The sequence below is a fragment of the Limnobacter alexandrii genome, assembly GCF_005871185.1.
Classification (GTDB): domain Bacteria; phylum Pseudomonadota; class Gammaproteobacteria; order Burkholderiales; family Burkholderiaceae_B; genus Limnobacter; species Limnobacter alexandrii.
Window position 1 is genome coordinate 198,283 of record NZ_SWKN01000010.1, and the last position, 17,900, is coordinate 216,182.

At 52.5% G+C, this 17,900-nt stretch carries 17 protein-coding genes; 4 read left to right on the forward strand and 13 right to left on the reverse strand.

Annotated features, from left to right (window positions below; genetic code table 11):
- Positions 1-3: 3 nt before the first annotated feature.
- Positions 4-588 carry a hypothetical protein gene (locus tag FCS97_RS14055; protein WP_138519058.1) on the reverse strand — a complete coding sequence of 195 codons (585 nt, stop codon included), beginning with the start codon at positions 586-588 and terminating at the stop codon, positions 4-6.
- A gap of 160 nt (positions 589-748) precedes the next feature.
- On the opposite strand from FCS97_RS14055, the gene FCS97_RS14060 reads away from it, so the two are divergent.
- From FCS97_RS14060 to FCS97_RS14070, 3 genes are read left to right on the forward strand one after another with little or no spacing between them, the layout of a single operon-like run.
- Positions 749-1,051, forward strand: a complete 303-nt coding sequence (locus FCS97_RS14060; RefSeq protein WP_138519059.1) for an iron uptake protein — start codon at positions 749-751, stop codon at positions 1,049-1,051.
- A gap of 12 nt (positions 1,052-1,063) precedes the next feature.
- A complete protein-coding gene (locus FCS97_RS14065) occupies positions 1,064-2,782 on the forward strand; it encodes a PepSY-associated TM helix domain-containing protein (RefSeq protein WP_138519060.1) in 1,719 nt (572 codons plus the stop codon).
- Positions 2,775-3,086 carry a DUF3325 domain-containing protein gene (locus FCS97_RS14070; protein ID WP_138519061.1) on the forward strand — a complete coding sequence of 104 codons (312 nt, stop codon included), beginning with the start codon at positions 2,775-2,777 and terminating at the stop codon, positions 3,084-3,086. Before FCS97_RS14065 ends, FCS97_RS14070 begins: the two co-directional genes overlap by 8 nt.
- 10 nt (positions 3,087-3,096) lie before the next feature.
- Here the strand turns inward: FCS97_RS14070 and FCS97_RS14075 are convergent, their stop codons facing one another.
- From FCS97_RS14075 to FCS97_RS14130, 12 genes are all read right to left on the reverse strand, one after another.
- On the reverse strand, positions 3,097-4,341 hold the full coding sequence (locus tag FCS97_RS14075; RefSeq protein WP_138519062.1) for a DUF2325 domain-containing protein: 1,245 nt from the start codon (positions 4,339-4,341) through the stop codon (positions 3,097-3,099).
- 99 nt (positions 4,342-4,440) lie between these two features.
- Positions 4,441-6,879 (reverse strand): TonB-dependent siderophore receptor, encoded by a 2,439-nt coding sequence (locus FCS97_RS14080; protein WP_138519063.1) that lies wholly within the window; start codon positions 6,877-6,879, stop codon positions 4,441-4,443.
- A gap of 70 nt (positions 6,880-6,949) precedes the next feature.
- Entirely contained in the window at positions 6,950-7,921 is a 972-nt protein-coding gene (locus FCS97_RS14085) for a FecR domain-containing protein (protein ID WP_138519064.1), read from the reverse strand.
- Complete coding sequence (locus tag FCS97_RS14090) at positions 7,918-8,415, reverse strand: sigma-70 family RNA polymerase sigma factor (protein ID WP_138519065.1); 498 nt, start codon at positions 8,413-8,415, stop codon at positions 7,918-7,920. The genes FCS97_RS14085 and FCS97_RS14090 overlap by 4 nt, the downstream gene beginning before the upstream one ends.
- A gap of 5 nt (positions 8,416-8,420) precedes the next feature.
- Positions 8,421-8,693, reverse strand: coding sequence for a DUF3325 family protein (locus FCS97_RS14095; protein WP_138519066.1), 273 nt, complete (start codon positions 8,691-8,693; stop codon positions 8,421-8,423).
- A 1-nt stretch (position 8,694) separates the two neighbouring features.
- Positions 8,695-10,224, reverse strand: a complete 1,530-nt coding sequence (locus tag FCS97_RS14100; protein WP_138519067.1) for a PepSY-associated TM helix domain-containing protein — start codon at positions 10,222-10,224, stop codon at positions 8,695-8,697.
- A complete protein-coding gene (locus FCS97_RS14105; RefSeq protein ID WP_138519068.1) occupies positions 10,221-10,511 on the reverse strand; it encodes a hypothetical protein in 291 nt (96 codons plus the stop codon). The genes FCS97_RS14100 and FCS97_RS14105 overlap by 4 nt, the downstream gene beginning before the upstream one ends.
- Before the next feature lie 134 nt (positions 10,512-10,645).
- Positions 10,646-11,326 (reverse strand): Fe2+-dependent dioxygenase, encoded by a 681-nt coding sequence (locus FCS97_RS14110; protein WP_138519069.1) that lies wholly within the window; start codon positions 11,324-11,326, stop codon positions 10,646-10,648.
- Between the two features lie 17 nt (positions 11,327-11,343).
- A complete protein-coding gene (locus tag FCS97_RS14115) occupies positions 11,344-13,542 on the reverse strand; it encodes a TonB-dependent receptor (RefSeq protein ID WP_212746494.1) in 2,199 nt (732 codons plus the stop codon).
- Positions 13,543-13,701: 159 nt separating this feature from the next.
- Positions 13,702-15,273, reverse strand: a complete 1,572-nt coding sequence (gene ahpF / locus FCS97_RS14120) for an alkyl hydroperoxide reductase subunit F (protein WP_138519070.1) — start codon at positions 15,271-15,273, stop codon at positions 13,702-13,704.
- Between the two features lie 103 nt (positions 15,274-15,376).
- Positions 15,377-15,940, reverse strand: coding sequence for an alkyl hydroperoxide reductase subunit C (ahpC, locus tag FCS97_RS14125; protein WP_138519071.1), 564 nt, complete (start codon positions 15,938-15,940; stop codon positions 15,377-15,379).
- A 153-nt stretch (positions 15,941-16,093) separates the two neighbouring features.
- Positions 16,094-16,375, reverse strand: a complete 282-nt coding sequence (locus FCS97_RS14130) for a hypothetical protein (protein WP_138519072.1) — start codon at positions 16,373-16,375, stop codon at positions 16,094-16,096.
- Between the two features lie 116 nt (positions 16,376-16,491).
- Between FCS97_RS14130 and FCS97_RS16815 the strand changes: the two genes are divergently transcribed.
- Positions 16,492-17,811: a sigma-70 family RNA polymerase sigma factor gene (locus FCS97_RS16815; RefSeq protein ID WP_171035322.1), complete on the forward strand. Its 1,320-nt coding sequence runs from the start codon at positions 16,492-16,494 to the stop codon at positions 17,809-17,811.
- Positions 17,812-17,900 lie beyond the last annotated feature (89 nt).

Genomic DNA, 17,900 nt, shown 5'->3' on the forward strand with positions numbered 1-17,900 from the left:
TTACTATGAATTTGGTGGACAGCTTTCCTGTGCTTTGGCTTTGCTGCCCGCTTTTTGGATACAGGCTTTCAACGCGTCGAAGTTGGGCAATGTTTTGCAATGGGGCAAGCCGGCCAGCGGCTGTGTACTGTCAAAACCGCAAGCATAAAAGGAGGTGACCGGGCTCACTGGTTTATTCACTACTTTGCTGCATGCCGGTTTCAGGGTGTTGTTCACCCAGTTGTCGTAGGTGGTCGATTCTTTCTCGAATTCGGCCTTGTCAGCATTTAACTGGTCGGCCTGCTGGTTAAAAGTGTTCACCGTCTCATTGAAGTTACTGACTACATTGTTATCGGGTTTGCCCGCATCCAGTTTGGCTTTCCGGTTTTGAAGGGCAATGCGCCGATCGCTCAAAAGTTTCTCGCTTCCACGTAATTCGCTGGCGCGTTGTTCCAGGATATTGAATCGCTTCAAGCCTTCTTGCTCCAGAAGCAGGCAGCTGCGCAATTCATTTTCCTCAACCAGGGGTGGAGTGGGGGATTGGGCGTGTGCTGTGTGGTTTGCCAACAGGATCAGCATTCCCCCGACGTGGCGTTTCAAGATGGACATTGTTTTGGTGAATCAAATGACAACTGCTTGATGCTAGCAGATGGCCTTTGCTTTGCTTTCTTGCACGGGGCAATAGGCAAATTAAATCGCATGATCAATTGATTAAATAAGTAAGAATAATTATCATTACCGTTCATCAAATATTGTGAGTGTTTTTCGAATGAACAAGGTCAGCAGTGCGAACCACCTTTACTTGATTAATCGGATTCTGTGTTCACTGCTGGGTGGCTATGCATTCACCTGGGGGTTTTCTTCTCTGGGGATTGCAGGGCTGGCTGCACTCGGTGTTGATTTTCATGAGGCCGAAACCGGCGTTTTGATGCTTGCTTTTCTGGTGTTTTTGAGCGTTTTTCTGTGGGCCTTTGCCAGCCACAGTGTGGCGCGGGTGTGGGCTGTGTTGGCCGGGGGTGGGGCAGTAATGACCTTGTCCGCCTGGTTGATCCAACAAAACATGTTGTCTTGAAGGGGTATTGGGGTGTTGAGTAATTTCCGTTTGTCCATGACCTGGGTTCACACCTGGTTTGGTCTGGTGTTGGGTTTTGTGTTGATGGTCTGTTTTTTCTTCGGATCGTTGTCGGTGTTTGATCGCGAAATAGACCGCTGGGCCATTCCTGAAACACGGTTCGATGCCCAGCCCATGCCTTCATTCGACAAGGTGTTGTTGCCAGCCTTGCAAGGGCTTGAACCCGATGAGGTGGATTACGCCACGAACATGCCAAGGCTGCACGACCCGTCCAAGGGCGAAATGACCCCGCGCACCGAACTGCCGGTGGATGAATACTGGGCCTATGTAACCCACCGCGACCCAGTGTTGGCCGCCGGTGTGGGCTATGGTGTGCCTTTGGCGAAAAACCCGGAAGACCACAATCACATTCACAAGAATGTGACTTTGGACCCCAGAACCGGCGCGGTGTTGCCCGATGACAAACTGAAAATTGGCAGCCACTGGTTTTATCCCATGCACTACAGCTTGCAGTTGAAGTGGAAAAATTTGGGCATCTGGATTGTGGGCTTGGCCGCGCTGATGATGCTGGCCGCATTGGTCACCGGTGTGATCATGCACCGCAAAGTGTTTCGTGAATTCTTCACCTTCCGCCCCTGGAAGCGCACGCAGCGCGCCAGCCTGGATTTGCACAACCTCACTGGTGTGGTGGCCTTGCCATTCCACTTCTTTTTTGCATTCACGGGTTTGGTCATTTTTGCGAGTTTTTACTTTTTGCCAGTGACCAGCACCCTGCTTGACCCGCTGCACAAGCAGCATGAAATTCACGAAGCCGCTGCAACCGGTTTGCCGCACGATGCCGCAGGTGTACCCGGCACCATGAGCAGCGTGGATGCCATGGTTGAAGAAGCCAAACGCCGCTGGGCTGAACGTGACATGGCTGGTGAAGTCGGCTTTTTGGTCATGCACCACGTGGGCGATGCCAACAGTTATGTGAGCATTTACCGCGCTGGCAGCGACCGGGTTGCCTTGGTGGGCGAGGGTATTCACTTCAAAACCAGCACGGGTGAAGTGCTCAGTGAAGACCCGCCGCGCACGCCTGTTTCCGAGGTGAATGAATTTTTGACAGGTTTGCATTTGCAGCACTTTGAACACTGGTTCTTGCGTTGGCTGTATGTATTGGGTGGCTTGTTGGGAGCGGTGTGTATTGCAACCGGTTTTATTTTCTTCGTTGAAAAACGCAAGGCTCAGCACGCGAAAAGTGGCAGCAATGGCAGCCGGGTGGTTGATTCACTGGCGGTAACTACGGTAACCGGCATGGTGATGGCCGCAGTGGGTATGTTGGTGATGAACCGTATTTTGCCTGCCGATATGTTGGGCAAGGCCGATTGGGAAAAAGCGACCTTCTGGACCGTGTGGGCATTGAGCTTTTTGCACGCCTATGTTCGCAGCGCACCTGTGGCACAGGGCTTGTTCAACCCGGCGTGGCGTGAACAGTGCTGGGGCCTTGTGATGCTCAGTATTTCAGCCGTTGCGTTGAACTGGGCCACCACCGGCGATCACTTGTTTAAAACAATTTTCACTGACACTTACTGGCCCGTGGCTGGTGTTGATTTAAGCCTGTTGGCATGTGCTTTCGTCAGTGGCTGGGCGGCGTTGAAACTTGCCCGGCGCGAGCGTGGTGCACAGCTTGAGGTCAAAAAACCTGCAAAGCAGTCGAACACTGAAGCAGGCGAGGTGGCCCATGCTTGAAGCACTTTATCTATCCGTAGCTGCTGTGCTCAGCCTGCTGGGCATGTCCTGGTTGGCCTTGTCCATGGACGTGCATTGGGCCCAGGTGAAGCAAATTCCCCTGGCTGAAAGCCGTCCACCCCGTGTGTTGTTGAAGGTGTTGGGATACCTCGCTTTGTTGGTTTCACTGGTGGTGTGCATGGTGGCCGACAGACCCTCCATTGCAGCGCTGGTGTGGATTATGTTGATGGTAGGTGGGGCGGTGGCGGTTGCCTTTGCGCTTGCAAACAGGCCGGGTCTGTTGAAATTGATGTGGCCCGCTTAGGAAAAATCGTTCAAGCAGGCGCTGCAAGGGTTTGCAGCGCCTTTCTCAATGCAGATTTGCTTGGGTTTTGCACATACACACACTGAATGCCGCGCTTCTTGCAGTGTTCTTTCACCCGAAAATAAGCTTCATGGCTTACGCAGCCAGCCTGGCAAATTACCAGGTCGGCGCTGTTCAGTTTTGCATCCAGTTGGGCAATGCCTTCTTCTTGCCCGCCATCGTGATGCATGAAAGTGGCACCACGGGTTTCCACGGTTTGCCTGTATAGTGGTACTGCCGATGGGCGCCCGCCGACACACAACACACAGCGATTTTCCAGCGGCTTGTTGCAGGGTTTTGTACAGGCGGGTGTTGAGGCCTCTGCGGGCTGAATGGCAAAAGCAGTGGGGCGTTTGGCCAACAAGGCTTCCAGTTCTTTCACGCGTGCGTGGATGGAAGACAATTCAAGCTGATGGGATGCCTTGAGTGAGGACACCCGCGCACGCATAATTTCAATTTCGGCCGCCAGATCGCTGCTTGAGTGCTTGGGAGTGGTTTTTGCCATGCTCAATGCAAGTTGCAGTTTTTGCATTTCACCATGTTGGCTGGCCAACTCGGTTTGCAGCGCTGAAATGGTCTCTTGCTGGCGTTGCTGGGTTTGCGTGTGGGTGTTTTGCAGGGCAAGGTATTTTTCTTCCAGCTTTTTGTTGCCAGCCAGCGCCGCTTTCAATTGTTCTTGCAGTGCAGTTTTATGCTGCTCGTGGGTTTGCCGTTCGCAACCGGCCTGGTGCTGCAGCATGTGGGCATGGCCCAGCACTTCAAATTCCATGGCGGCATCGCAGCGTGGGTGGCTTAACACGCTCCAGAACACGCCGGGAAAGTTGCTTGCTTCCTTGTGTTCAGTCCAGTGAGCCCACAAGGCTTCTCGTGTTTTCAGGCTTTGCACCGCTCGCACTTCATTTTGAAATCGCTGGTCGAGTTGTTCCTGTACCAGCTTGCCAAATGATGATTTGGTTTTGCAGGCCACCACCACTGCGCAATGGGTTTCATAGTTACTTGCGCGGCTCTCCGTATGTTGCAAATGTTTGGCAGCCAGTTTTTTCACCAGGGGCATGGGCAGGCAAATACCCACCACAGGGCATTGCGCGGTGCCACACATTTCCCACAGCCTGCGCCGTCTTGAGCCCGCCGGGCTGGGTGTACCGTGAATGGTCGTTTTGACTGCGAACAGGGATGTGGCGGCTTGGCCAAGATAGGGTTCGGGAGGCAAGGACATGATCAACTGAATTTATTGTTAATGATAATCATTATCAATAAATACTGCTGTTTTGACAAGCAATACCCACCTGAAAAGTTCAGGTGGGCGAAAGCAATATTAGAAGTTTGTGCTGTAGGTCAAGTTAAATGAACGGCCAGCGCGTGGAGCAAAAGTTGAAATGTAGCCATCGTAGATGTCTTCATCGGTGAGGTTTGCACCGCTTAAGCGAACGCTCCAGTCGCCTGCATCATAAATGACACCGGCGTCCAGCTTGGTGTAAGAGGGTAGCTCGACATCCGCTGCGGTCAAAGGACCGGCCGGGTCATTGGGCAGGCCAGATACGCGGGCGTCGGCGTAGCTTACACCTGCAGTAATGCTCCAGCGGGACAAACCAAAGCGACCCAGATTGAATTTGTTGAACAAACCAAATGCATTTTCAGGAACACCCGTGAGTTGATCGCCCACAGGCAGTCGATTGTCCTGGGTAATTTTGGCGTCAATGTAGTTGTAGCTGGCAATCATTTCCCAACCTGGCATCACTTCGCCGAACACCTCCAGCTCGAAGCCTTGGGATTGTTGTTCACCCACTGCAATATTGAAACCAATATTGGCAGGATCAGTCGTGGAAACATTTTGGCGTGTGTAATCAAACAGCGCTGCATTGATGGTCATTCTTGGTGTGAAGTCGTACTTCACGCCAATCTCGTATTGCTCACCTTCTTGAGGATCAAAGTCGTTGCCGTTGACATCGCGCCCGCTGTTGGGTGTAAAGGATTTACTCCAGCTGGTGTAATAAGAAACATCATCGCGCGGTTGCCACACAAGGCCTGCGCGTGGAGAAAAAGCGGAGTCTGATTTTTCGGTTTTGGTGCTGCCTGCAACGCGGTCCTGGCTGAAGGTTTCCAGTTCATCGTATCGACCGCCCAACAGGGCTTTGAATCCATTGCCGAAGTCCATCAGGTCCTGAAAGTAAATGGCCTGCGTGTTGCTGCCGGAATCCACGCCCGGGAATGGTTCCACCAGTGGGCCAGTGGCCTGTCCCGGGTACTGCGGATTGAAAATATTGAGCGGGGTGTACGGTGCCACAATGAAGCCGTAACCGGAGGTGATTTTTCCATATTCGAAACCGACCAGCCAGTTGTGCGCAATGCTGCCGGTTTGCCCCAGGCCAGACAGCTCGGTTTGGGAAATTCGGGAACGATCATAGGACTCCACCTGCCGAACACGGCGACTCAGCAAATTGGTCGTGGGGTCGTAGCTGGTGCCCTGAATGGTGCTGTCATCGCTGTACACATTGTTCGCGTAAAAGCCCTGGCGGAACTTCCAGCCGTTCTCCAGCTTGTGTGTAAAGTCGATGCGGGCCAGGTCGCGTGTCAGCTTGCCACCTGCGCCCAAGGGGTTGGTCGGGTCGCCAAGTTGAATGTCGGTTGGAATTTTGAAGAAATCAGGATGCCGAATGAAATAGGCCTCGCGCCCGGGGCGATCAATGTTTTGGGTCAGCAGTTCGAATTCAACCGTGGTGTCTTCGGAAATGTCCCACGCCAACACTGGGCTGACCATGGTGCTGTTGCCACTCAACTGGTCTGCGAAAAAACCGTCTTTTTGCAAATCGGCGGTCAGTCGATAGCGAACACTGCCGTCTTCATTGAGCGAGCCTGTGCTGTCCAGGCTGGTGCCCAGCAAGCCAAAGCTGCCAATGGTCGTTTCAAGCGTTCTGCTGGTTTCAGCTTCAGGGCGTTTGGTCACAATATTCACCAGGCCCGACAGTGAGCCTGCGCCGCCGTACAACACCGAAGCGGGGCCTTTCAAAAATTCAATGCGCTCAATGTTCACCGCTGATTGTGGTGTTTCAAACCCGCTTTCGCGAAAGCCGTTGTAGGCACTTGCAGCGCCTGCGGTGTTAAAGCCTCGCAGGTAAAAACTGATGGCGTAGGGGTTGCCTTGCACACCTTCCTTGTCCACGCCGGCAATGTAGTCGGCGATTTCGTCCAGTGCGCGAGGCGCCAAATCTTTAATGGCTTGTTCACTGATGACGGTGACCGATTGTGGCGTGTCGCGCAGTGCGATGTCTGAACGTGTGGCTGTACTGCTTTGCGTGGCCCGGTAACCAATGACTGGGCCTGTTGCTGATTCCTGTTCTGCCTGTGCAGCCACTGACACGGTGGGCAGGGTGCCACCGCTGCGCACAGGCGCCGCGCGTAGCACAAAGCCGCCACCTTGCTGTGTGCTGGCCTCAACTCCCGTGTTGCTCAAGATCATGTCCAGCGCAGCCTGGGTACTGAAATTACCCCTGGCACCCTGGCTTTGTTTGCCTGCCACCAAACCCTGGCTGTAACTGAGATTCACGTTGGCAGTGCGTGCGAATTGCTCCAGTGCAGCACCCAGTGGGCCCGCCGCAATGTTGTAGCTTTGTTCGGCTTGCTGATTTGCAGGGCTTGCTTGTGCGAAAGCAGGTGCATGCAAGGTGGTGCCCAGGCCGATGCTGAGCAGGGTGGCCTGTACAAGGCTTGCCAGCGGTTTCATGCGCAGGCCGTGAAAAGATTTGAATGTGTTCATTGAAGGCTCGAAAAAGTCAGGATGATGGAAATGAATAAATGGGGTTTCACTTCACTTGACGAGCGAAAACTCAAATCCCCTCAATGCTCACCCAGAATTGGGTGCGGTAAGTAAGCTTCAGCTTTTCAGTGCGCGCCAGAAATTGCAGCGTGTTGTCGATTTGCTGAATCTGGAAAATACCGGAAACACGCTGGTCTGCAATGCCGGGGTGGCAACGTAAAATGCCGGTGCGGTAGCGGGCCAGTTCCCTGATCAAATCTTCGAGGCGCATGTTCTCGGCTGTGATCACACCTTCCGCCCAGCTTGCAGGATCGATTGTTGTGGTGTGCAGTTTTTCGGTGTGTGTTTTGCCAAGCCAGTGGTGTTCACCGGTTTGAACCAGGGCGGGTACAGCGCCACTGGCTGGAAACAAACGCACAGCGCCTTCCTGAACAGCCACTTTCGCACCGTCGTTGTACAGCCGTACCGTGAACCGGGTGCCGATTGCCTGAATTGGACCGAAAGGGGTATCTACAAAAAAAGGTCGCTTGCTGGGCTGGTTCACATCAGCCCCGGTGTCGATCCGAATTTCGCCACGCTGCAGCGTGATTCGACGCGTAGGGCCAGTCAGGTGGGCACTCACAGCCGTATCGGTGTTCAAGGTCAGGGTGGTTCCATCACTTAAGCTTAGTGTGCGCTGCTCGCCTACCGAGGTGCTGACATCTGCAACCATGCGCTGCCAAGGTGTGTGGTCGCGCGCCAGCCAACCACTGCCAATTGCGAGTGCGCCAAAGCCAAATACCTTCAGCACGCGCCGGCGTTGCTGTGTTTCCGCAAGGCGTTGTTGCTGAAGGGAGTTCAGGGTGGCATGGGCAAGTTTTGCAGGCAGCTTTGAATGCTCAACCTTGAATGCAGACACGCGTTGCCAGGCCTCCCTGTGCGAAGGGTGTCGTTGCAACCATTCAGTGAAACGGGCCAGCGTGGTTTCAGTGGGTGTGTTGTAGTGCAGCTTGACGGTCCAGGCGATGGCCTCGTCAACAATGTGCTTGGGCAACATGTTCATGATTCAAACCGCAGGCTGTAGCATTGCTTCAAAGCCCTGGAAATATAGCGTTCTGCTGTGGCCAGTGACACCTGTAATTCCTTGGCGATTTGCGGGCAGGTGTAGCCGTCAAGCTGGGCCAGTAAAAACGCCTTCCGCACGGGTGGTTTCAGTGCATCCAGTACTCGATCAATTTCAATCAGTGTTTCAAGAAACATCAGGCGTTGTTCGGGGGCGGGTGTTTCTGCCTCGGGCATGGCTGCCAGCGTTTCCAGCCATGCCTTTTCAAGTGCACGTCTGCGCCAGTGGTCCACCATTAAATTTTTTGCAATGGTGGAAAGGTAGGCGCGGGGTTCGCCCAGCGGCTGTGTGTGCTGGCGGGTTAGAACCCGCATGAACACATCTTGGGCCAAATCGGCGGCATCGAAACTGTTACCCATTTTGCGCACCAGCCAGGATTGCAGCCAGGCATGGTGGTTGGTGAACAGGCTGCGTGGATCGGTATGGCTGGCCATGTTGTTCAACCTTTCCTGCCGAATCTGGACACCGCCATGGTGAGCACGCTGGCCACGCTGAACAAGCCGAACCATTCAACCAGTGCATGCGAAAGTGTGTTGTTTGTTGTGAGTAACAGCAGTGCGAATACCAGCCACACAAAGCCTGCGCAACGCCTTACCGAAGGGCTGCCCAGGCGTTGAAGCAATTGGAATGCGGGATCGCGTTGGTGGCGATACATGCCACTTGCGATGAACGCGAGCGCACAACAAATTAAAATGAATGCGAGAGCCAACATGTCAGCCTTCCTTTTTGCGATGGCAATACCAGGCCAGCCCTGCCAGCAGCGTTGCGGTCAACAGGGTGGTGGCATCGAAGCCGGCCAGCACCCAGTCCTGATGCATGTGCGCATTGAATAAGTGCCGTGTCGCGGTTGTGGCCGCCAGCACTGGAAGCAGGGCGTAAAGCAATGCACCAGCAACACTTAGCCACAACACTGCTTTTTTGCTTGGCAAAACACTGGCCACGAGAATGGCCACAAGCCAGGCGGAGAACAAACACGCCACTTCCATTTCACTTCGGCCTGCATAGTCCGTTGGCAGCAGACGATTGGCCAGAAAGTAAACCGGCAAAGCCACCGGAAAACCCAGCACCACGCCCACGTTCACGGCTTGCACCCAGCGCAGGTCTTTGCGTTGCGTGTTTTTCTTTTCTTTCTTCTGGCGAGACTTCACCCAATAAAACACACCAGTGGCCACCATGGCACAGCCCATCAAACCTGACACCACATACAACAGCCGAAGCCAGGGGCCTGCGTACAAGCCTTCATGCAAGCCCAGCATGACATCGCGAAATCCGCGTGCTGCCGATCCGGTTTGTGTGCGGTGCAAAATCAATTCGCCTGTGCTGGCATTCAAGGTTACGATTTCTGCACTTCTCAACAATGATTCCGAAACACCTGAATTGAATGCAATTCTGCTGGCCTCATCGTTGGGCGCTTCCACTTCAATGCCCGAAATACGCTGCAGTGGCATGTGCTTTTCAGCTTCTTCCAGCAAGGCTGGAACGGGAAGCATGGCTGAGGGTGTTCCTGAAGGTTTTGCATCGGGCAGTGATACAAACACCTCGTGAAAAAATTGTTGTTTGTTGTCCTGCCCAGGGCCGTAGAAGGTGGAAATGATCCAGGGAAAACAAACAAACATCATGAACACCAAACCGGAGTAGGTGATCATGAGTTGAAAGGGCAGGGTGGTGACACTCATCAAGTTGTGCATGTCCAGCCACGAGCGCGCGCCTTTCTTGGGCCGAAAGGTAAAAAACTCGGTAAAAATTTTCTTGTGAACGATTACGCCAGTCACAATGGCCACAAACATGAACAGGGTGGCCAAGGTAACCACCCAGTCGCTGATGGTGCGCGGCAGGTAGTGCAGCTTCCAGTGCATTTGGTAAAGCAATTGCCCGCCTTTTGTTTCTCGCGTGTCGAATGGCTGGCCAGTGTGTATGTCGAGCAGTTCGGTTTTGCGTGCCCCTTCATCTGGCAGTTTCCAGTGCACTTGCAGGTAGGGTTGATTGCGGTTTTTCGGAAGCTGAATTAACCAGCTTTCAGCATTCGGCGCAACCGAATTCAAGTAGTCAAAACTGGTTTGAATGGCTTGGCCTGGCTCTGAAACGTATTGTGCTTCGGGCAGCTCCGGTTTCATCCAGCGGTCTATTTCCGTGTCCAGATAACCCAGCGTGCCGGTGACAAACATGAAGTACAGCACCCAGCCCAACAGCAAACCGGTCCAGGTGTGAAGGGCAGACATGCGTGCGCGGAAAGACAGCTTCATGACAGGCCCCCGTGTGTGGCCCACACTGCCGCGCCGGTGATCAATAGCGCAGCGAAGGTTTCGAGGCTGAGTCGCTTTAATGACAGGCGTGTAAAAGCCCAGATAAAAACTGCGAGATAAATCAGGAACACAATTTCAATTGCAGTCAAAACCTGTGTGTGCCGTTGCCCCGGTAAAACAGGGGCGAGCAGTATGGCCGCCCACATTGAAATGAAATAGCCCCCGATGGTCGCGAGTAGCAGACGAACCGAAATGTCGAAAGGGCGACCGTAGCTGGTGAGTTTCATTCAACTTCAATTTAATTTACTGACTAGTAATGATAATCATTTTTGTTAGCAAATAGACTCTCGAACCTTCAAATCTTTGATTTATTGATGTGTGTGAACAGGGATAGGTATTGGTCTGGCTGCTCTTGGACTACTCAGCACTCAGTCCATTTGCGAAGCAGGTTGTTGTACAAGCCAGTAAGCCGAACCAGTTCAGGGTGGCCCTCGCCGTATTGCGTGCGCAGCTTGATGAGGGATTCATCCATTTGAAACAACAGACGCCGGCATTCCAGATCTTTCACCATGCTTTGCATGAACATGTAGCACGCCAACCGTTCACCGCGAGTGACCGGATTCACTTGGTGCATGGAACCCGATGGGTAAACCACCAGACTGCCTGCCGACAACTTAACCGTTTGCATGCCATAGGTGTCTTCAATGACCAGTTCACCACCCTCGTAGTCTTCAGGTTTCGACAAAAACAGCGTGGCAGAAATGTCGGTGCGCAACGCGCTGCCGTCTGGCAAATAACGCACGGTGCTGTCAGTGTGCAAGCCGTAGTGATTGGTTTCACCGGCATAGCGATTGAAGTTGGGTGGCAGAATTTTGTAGGGCAGGGCAGCCGAAATCAATCGGCTGCTTCTGTTCAATGCGCGCATCACCAACACACGCAGTTCTCGCAACACTTCGCTTCCTTCTGGAATTTGAAGATTGTTCTTGACCAGGCGGGCCTGTGTCCCCGCACTTTGACCGGTTGCCCAGTCGGCTTGCTGCAGCAACTTGTGGATGCCTGCAAGCTCTTCGGCGCTCAGAACGTTGTCGATGGTGACTAGCATGTGCGTGTGTCGCCTAATTAAAAGTCATATCTCAAGGTGGCGATCAACTGACGACCTTCTCCGGGAATGCCCTGACCACCGCCTTCAGCCAGTTGGGAGATATATCGTTCGTCAAACACATTGTACAAGTTCAAGCGAACCTGAACGTCCTTGGTGAATTTGTAGGTGGTGTACAAATCAACCACGGTGTAGCTTGGGATGCTCACTTTCACATTGCCTGTGGTGTCGGGTTGAACACCGCTGGTTTGTTCATCCACATACTGCAGGCCACCACCCAAAGTGAATTTGGGTGTGATGTCATAGGTGGTGAAAATATTGAACGAGTGCTTGGGTGTTCCACCCAGTTCCTGACCCACGGAGAAGGGAGAAGTGGGTGCGCTAGTCACTTCAGATTCGAGGTAGGTGTAGCCTGAGTAAAGTTTCCACGCCTTGGTCACTTGTCCCGCAACGAGTACTTCGAAACCATCAATGTAATATTCCACGTTTGGTGTGGTTACACCACCAGCGGCGGGTGCGGGCAAGCGACCTTCATCCGTTTCTGTGCGGAAAACTGCAGCATTGATGTCAAGTCCTTCACCAATTGTCATTTTGCTGCCCAGTTCATAGGCCTGAATTTTTTCAGTGGGCGTGTCGAACGTGTTGCCAGCCACCCGGTCATTCATGCTGCCGCCGGCAAGCTGAATTTGGTTGCGATCAAAGTTGCCTGAAATGTTGAAGGCAGTACCATACGATGCATACAAGGCATGGTTTGGCGTCAGTTTGTGCACCAAGCCCAGGCTGTAGCTGGTCTCGGTGTCTTCGCGCATGAAGCTGCGGTTTTCTGCTTGCTGGGGTGTCAAGCCTGCGGCTGTGGAATTTTGGCGGTCTTCCTCATTCGCGAAAGCCTTTACTTTGTCGTAGCGAATGCCTGCATTCAGCTCCCATTTTTCATTGAACTTCATGGTGTCGAGCAGATAAATGCCCATTTCTTCGGTCTCGAACCGGTGAATGCCGCCGTAGGCCAGTGTTCCCGTGAATTCGCGTTCTGCCGGGTTAAACAAGCTGGTGACGGGGCCATTGGTGTCCAAACGTCGGCGGTTTTCGTATTCATAGAAACCGAAATCGAAACCAGCCACCATGTCGTGTTGAATGCTGCCGGTGTTAAGGCTGAACAGCAAATCCGTTTGGTTCCTAAAGCTGGTGTCTACCTGGTCACGTGGTTTCAAATTGCCTACCGCAAAACCCGAGGCAGGGTTGTTGTTCCCTGCACCTGTTCCGTTGTCTACAAATCTTGGAGACGATGTAATCGAGTCATTCCCAACTTGTGCAAATCGGGTTTGATTGCGAATCACCTGTCCGCTGGCCAGCGCATGCTGAACTGCCAAGCCAATCTGGTTTACTTCAATGTCTTTGTAGTCATTGGTGTGGCCGTAGAAGTTGTCGAAATTGATGCCATCGGGCAAGCGGCCAGTACCACCGTTGCGGCGGTCGAAAGGCAAGCCAGCATCCGGAATGTCATTGGTTTTGATGTGCAATACATCAGCAGTAATTGAAGTTGGTTTGTTCAATCCCCAGGTGTAAGCCGCATAGACACCGTATCGGTCCTCTTCGGCTGTGTTACGGCCAGGCAGATCGGCGCTGTGTTTCATCAAGTTGATGCGAAGGGCTTCGTCCTCATCTAGCACACGGTTCATATCCAGCGTGGTGCGGAAAAAGCTGTCAGTGCCTACGCTGACTTCAGCACGATTGAAATCAATTCCCAAGGGTTGTTTGGTCACAAAGTTGATGGTACCGCCCGCAGAGCCCCGACCCGAGAAGGCCGAGTTCGGGCCTTTGACCACTTCCAGTTGCTCGATGAAAAACGGATCGCGGAAGTAGTTGCCAATGTCGCGCATGCCGTTGACGTTGATGTCGTCACGGGCATTGAAACCGCGAATTTTTAGCTGATCGCCACCGGGTGGGTTGCCTTCCCCAGCCTGAAGACTGATACCGGGAATGTTGCGCAAGGCCTCATTCAGTGAGGTGACATTTTGTTCTTCAAGCAAGTCCTGCGGCAATACCGTGATGATGCGCGGTGTTTCCTGCAAGGGTCGTGTGTACTTGATGCTGTCCATTTGTTCGCCACGGAAGTCGATTACATCAACGTCGGGCAAGGTTTGTGGATTTTCTTGGGCATTGGCGAGGCTGCTTAGTGCCAAGGCCACTGCAAGGGCGATGGGTTTCGGGGAATGCTGCATGTTTTTCTCAGAAATTAATATGAAGACGAATGATAATCGATATCAATAACTTTATGAGGAATTTTTCGTAAAACTCCCTTGTTGGTAACAATCTATTGTTGTTAAAAACAAAAAACCCCGGCGGGTCCGGCCGGGGTTTCGATTGCAGTGGGTTAAGTGTTATTGACGAATCAAATGATCAAATGCAGCCAGTGAGGCATTGGCACCTTCGCCCATGGCGATGATGATCTGCTTGTAAGGCGCTGTGGTGCAGTCGCCCGCAGCAAAAACACCTTCCATGCTGGTGTGGCCTTTGTGGTCCACCACGATTTCGCCGTGCTTGCTCAACTCCAGTGTGCCTTTCAGCCAGTCGGTGTTGGGCAGCAAACCAATTTGAACAAAAATACCTTCCAACTCAACCTGCTTTACCTCGTCGGTGGCGCGGTCTTTGTAGCTAAGGCCGTACACCTTGGTGCCGTCGCCGTTTACCTCTGTGGTCAATGCGTTCAGAATCACTTTCACATTGGGCAGGCTGTACAGTTTTTTCTGCAAGACAGCGTCGGCTTTCAGCTTGGTGTCGAACTCGAACAGGGTCACTTCTTTCACAATGCCAGCGAGGTCGATTGCAGCTTCAACGCCACTGTTGCCGCCGCCAATGACGGCCACGCGTTTGCCTTTGTACAGGGGGCCATCGCAGTGGGGGCAGTAAGCCACGCCCTTGTTGCGGTACTCGGCTTCGCCGGGTACATTCATTTCGCGCCAGCGTGCACCCGTGCTCAGAATGATGGTTTTGCTGGTCAGCTTCGCGCCGTTTTCCAGTTCAACTTCAACTTTGCCACCGGCGAGTTTCTGCAGGCCCTTGGCGCGTTGCAGGTTCATCACGTCGATGTCGTATTCTTTCACGTGCTGTTCCAGCGCAGCCACCAGTTTCGGGCCTTCAGTTTCTTTCACGGAAATGAAGTTTTCAATGCCCAGCGTGTCAAGCACCTGGCCACCAAAACGTTCGGTCAAAACACCGGTTTTTACGCCTTTGCGTGCGGCGTAAATTGCGGCTGCCGCGCCGGCTGGCCCACCACCCACAATCAGCACATCAAACTCGCCTTTGGCATTCAGTTTGGCAGCGTCTTTTTCTGCGGCGCCTGTGTCCAGCTTCGCAACAATTTCTTCCAAAGTCATGCGGCCGGAACCAAAGCTTTCATTGCTGTTACCTTGGCTGCCTTGAAACACCGTGGGTACAGCCATTACCTTACGCTGTTCCACGAGTGGCTGGAACATGCCGCCATCAATCATGGTGTGGCTAAACGCCGGGTTCAATGCAGCAATGGTATTGAAGGCTTGTACTACGTCGGGGCAGTTGTGGCAGCTCAGCGAAATCACGGTTTCAAAATGGCCGCCATTTGCAGGCGCTTGCAAGCCCTTAATTTGTTCGATGACATCAGCTTCCACCTTGGGTGGGTGGCCGCCCACATGCAGCAAACCGAGTAGCAATGATGTGAATTCATGTCCCATGGGCAAACCGGCAAAACGCACGCGGCCCTCTTCGCCCTGTTTGGCGATCGAGAAGGAGGGGCGCAGGTTGTAGTCGCCGTCCAGGCGCACAGATACCTGGTTTGAACACTCTGCGATTTCTTGCACCAGCTGTTCCATATCGCGTGCTTTGTCGCTGTTGTCGAGCGAGGCCACCAGTTCAATGGGGTGGCGCAGCATCTGCAGATAGGTCTTCAGTTGTTGTTTGATGTTTGCATCGAGCATGGGGTACTCCGAGGGGTGTTCGTCAAATGTGTTTGAACGTGGGGCCGCTCCCTTGTGGGGAGCGGTTTACTGCTAAAAATTCAAAGGTGATTTGAATTTAAATTTAGATCTTGCCAACCAGGTCCAGTGAAGGAGTCAAAGCGGCGTCGCCTTCTTTCCACTTGGCTGGACAAGCCTGGCCTGGGTTCTTGGCGATGTATTGAGCGGCTTGAATCTTGCGCTTCAGTTCGGATGCGTCACGGCCAATGCCCAGGTCGTGCACTTCCATCACTTTGATCACGCCCTGTGGGTCGAGTACGAATGTACCGCGCAGTGCCAGGCCTTCTTCTTCAATCATCACGCCGAAGTTGCGTGTGATTTGACCAGTGGGGTCACCGATCATTGGGAAGCGGATTTTGCCGATTGTTTCTGTGGCGTCAGCCCAAGCCTTGTGTGTGAAGTGTGTGTCTGTGGATACAGAGAACACTTCCACGCCCATGGCTTTCAGTTCTTCGTACTGGTCTGCCAGGTCGCCCAATTCAGTGGGGCACACGAACGTGAAGTCAGCAGGGTAGAAAAAGAACACAGACCACTTGCCCATTACGTCGGCTTCGGTCAGGTTGATTTCCTTGCCGTTCCAGTATGCAGTGGCTTTGAATGGCTTGATTGTGGTGTTGATCAGAGACATTTGCAGTCCTCCAAAAAGTTAATGAACAGTTAGTAATTTAAATTCAAAGCAATTTTAACCAAAATTTTGTGCGATTGCAAAATATTATTGGAAAAATTCTAGAATAAATTTTCACTATCGTTCAGTGAACTTTTTATTGTTTGCTGCAAGTGATTAATGCAAAAGGGAATGTGTGAAGCAATCACATTCCATTCCGCACGCCTGACCGATGTCTTTCCACGACTTTTCAATGTTTGCAACGACCGCGCAGAAGTTGGAATCAATTTCGGAGTGCTGTTTCAGCAGGTTCAGGTTGTTGATTATTTTGCGAATTAACAGATGTCGGCTTTTGCTGGCGGGGTGGTGTGGATCAAGGCTGGATTGAGCCCATGCCGACATTAAAGAGAATGTGGCCGCAATAATGGCGTTCGGATTGTGCGTTGCGGAAAGTTTCATGGCGTGCAATCAATGTGAACAACGCAACGATGTTGACAGCCGGGATTTATCTTGTCAATATAAACGATAATTATTCTCATTTCATAATTTGTTTTATCGTTCAAGCGTGAACTTGCATGCACTGTGACAGCAATCCCACCTTCCAGGAACAGGCGCTGGACCTTGAGTTCGTTCACTGCTATGGCAGTCATCTAGGCTGGCTGACCGCTTGGTTTCAACGTCGTTTAAGCTGTAACGGTCTGGCCTGCGAGTTGGCTCAAGATGTGTTCCTCAAGCTGTATGAGCAGCGGCAACAACTCACGGTCATTCGTGAGCCAAAGGCTTGGTTGGCCACGGTTGCCCATGGTTTGTTGGTGAATCACTACCGGCGGGCAGATCTGGAGAAGGCTTATTTGACTGCCTTGGCATCGCACCCCTTTCAACATGCTCCGAGTCAGGAACAAAAAGCAGTTTTGTTTGAAATGCTGTTGGAGTTGGACCGATGTTTGGGCGAGTTGCCACAGAAGGTTCGCCAGGCATTTTTACTCGCCCAACTTGAGGGTAAAAAACAGGAAGACATTGCCAGTGAGTTGGGAGTTTCTCTGAGCATGGTGAAGAAGTACATGGCGCAGGCTCAGGAAAAATGTGCTGCCATTGACAAGTTGAGTGTTGAGCAGCGGGTGGTTTCTTCTCGTGCGCTCAACGCCATGCCTCGTCATGGTCGTCGGGCCTTGTTTAAATCTCTTGCTGTGTTGTTTGGCGCAACTGGTTTGTTTTATGGGTATCGTCGAAGCGATTATTCCGCTGATATGGTGACGGCAAGAGGAGAAATACGAACACAGTTGCTGCAAGATGGCAGCGAACTGACGCTCGATTCCGACAGCGCCGTGGAGATTGCATTTACAGCAACGCAGAATCTGATTGTCTTGCGCCGCGGCCGGGTTATGGTGCGCACCGCAGGTGATGTTGGCTTTCAACAGCTGAAGCCCGTCGTCAAAACTCGCGAAGGGTATGCGCAAGCCTTGGGCACTGTGTTTTCTGTTGAGCAGAAAGCAAACACCACCCAAGTTGAAGTATTCGAAGAAAGGGTTCAATGGCGTCCCTTGCGCCAAGGCGAACCCCAAATTTTACAGGCTGGAGAACAGGCAGAGTTTGGTCCTCAAGGTGTGCTGTCGCATCAGTCGATTTCGCAAGCGCAGGCTGCGTGGGTACGTGGTTTGTATGTGGCCAATTCCGTGGATCTAAAAACCTGGGCTGCTGAAATCAGTCGTTACCGGGCATCGCGCATTCATTGTGATTCAGCAGTTGCAAGTTGGCGCGTGTCTGGCACCTTTCCTCTGACCAAACCCGAGGTGGCGCTGGCCGCATTGCAAGACGCATTGCCAGTTCAATTGATTCACAACGAGCAACTGGCAGCAAGCCCGGTGCTCTTGGTGGCTCGCGATCGCAATGAATAATTTGTAACTGTTTGCTGTACTTTTTTGTTTTTCGATTGGCCTATGAGTTGAACCTTTGTTTTAACTCATTTGATGAATTGGAAAAACTG

Bases quoted from the DNA above. Each gene is read 5' to 3' on its own strand.
- FCS97_RS14075 (WP_138519062.1), bottom strand. From the start codon at position 4,341: ATGTCCTTGCCTCCCGAACCCTATCTTGGCCAAGCCGCCACATCCCTG.
- FCS97_RS14080 (WP_138519063.1), bottom strand. From the start codon at position 6,879: ATGAACACATTCAAATCTTTTCACGGCCTGCGCATGAAACCGCTGGCA.
- FCS97_RS14100 (WP_138519067.1), bottom strand. From the start codon at position 10,224: ATGAAGCTGTCTTTCCGCGCACGCATGTCTGCCCTTCACACCTGGACC.
- FCS97_RS14130 (WP_138519072.1), bottom strand. From the start codon at position 16,375: ATGAAACTTTCCGCAACGCACAATCCGAACGCCATTATTGCGGCCACA.
- FCS97_RS14055 (WP_138519058.1), bottom strand. From the start codon at position 588: ATGTCCATCTTGAAACGCCACGTCGGGGGAATGCTGATCCTGTTGGCA.
- FCS97_RS14085 (WP_138519064.1), bottom strand. From the start codon at position 7,921: ATGAACATGTTGCCCAAGCACATTGTTGACGAGGCCATCGCCTGGACC.
- FCS97_RS16815 (WP_171035322.1), top strand. From the start codon at position 16,492: ATGCACTGTGACAGCAATCCCACCTTCCAGGAACAGGCGCTGGACCTT.
- FCS97_RS14105 (WP_138519068.1), bottom strand. From the start codon at position 10,511: ATGAAACTCACCAGCTACGGTCGCCCTTTCGACATTTCGGTTCGTCTG.
- FCS97_RS14070 (WP_138519061.1), top strand. From the start codon at position 2,775: ATGCTTGAAGCACTTTATCTATCCGTAGCTGCTGTGCTCAGCCTGCTG.
- FCS97_RS14115 (WP_212746494.1), bottom strand. From the start codon at position 13,542: ATGCAGCATTCCCCGAAACCCATCGCCCTTGCAGTGGCCTTGGCACTA.
- FCS97_RS14110 (WP_138519069.1), bottom strand. From the start codon at position 11,326: ATGCTAGTCACCATCGACAACGTTCTGAGCGCCGAAGAGCTTGCAGGC.
- ahpF (WP_138519070.1), bottom strand. From the start codon at position 15,273: ATGCTCGATGCAAACATCAAACAACAACTGAAGACCTATCTGCAGATG.
- FCS97_RS14090 (WP_138519065.1), bottom strand. From the start codon at position 8,415: ATGGCCAGCCATACCGATCCACGCAGCCTGTTCACCAACCACCATGCC.
- ahpC (WP_138519071.1), bottom strand. From the start codon at position 15,940: ATGTCTCTGATCAACACCACAATCAAGCCATTCAAAGCCACTGCATAC.
- FCS97_RS14060 (WP_138519059.1), top strand. From the start codon at position 749: ATGAACAAGGTCAGCAGTGCGAACCACCTTTACTTGATTAATCGGATT.
- FCS97_RS14095 (WP_138519066.1), bottom strand. From the start codon at position 8,693: ATGTTGGCTCTCGCATTCATTTTAATTTGTTGTGCGCTCGCGTTCATC.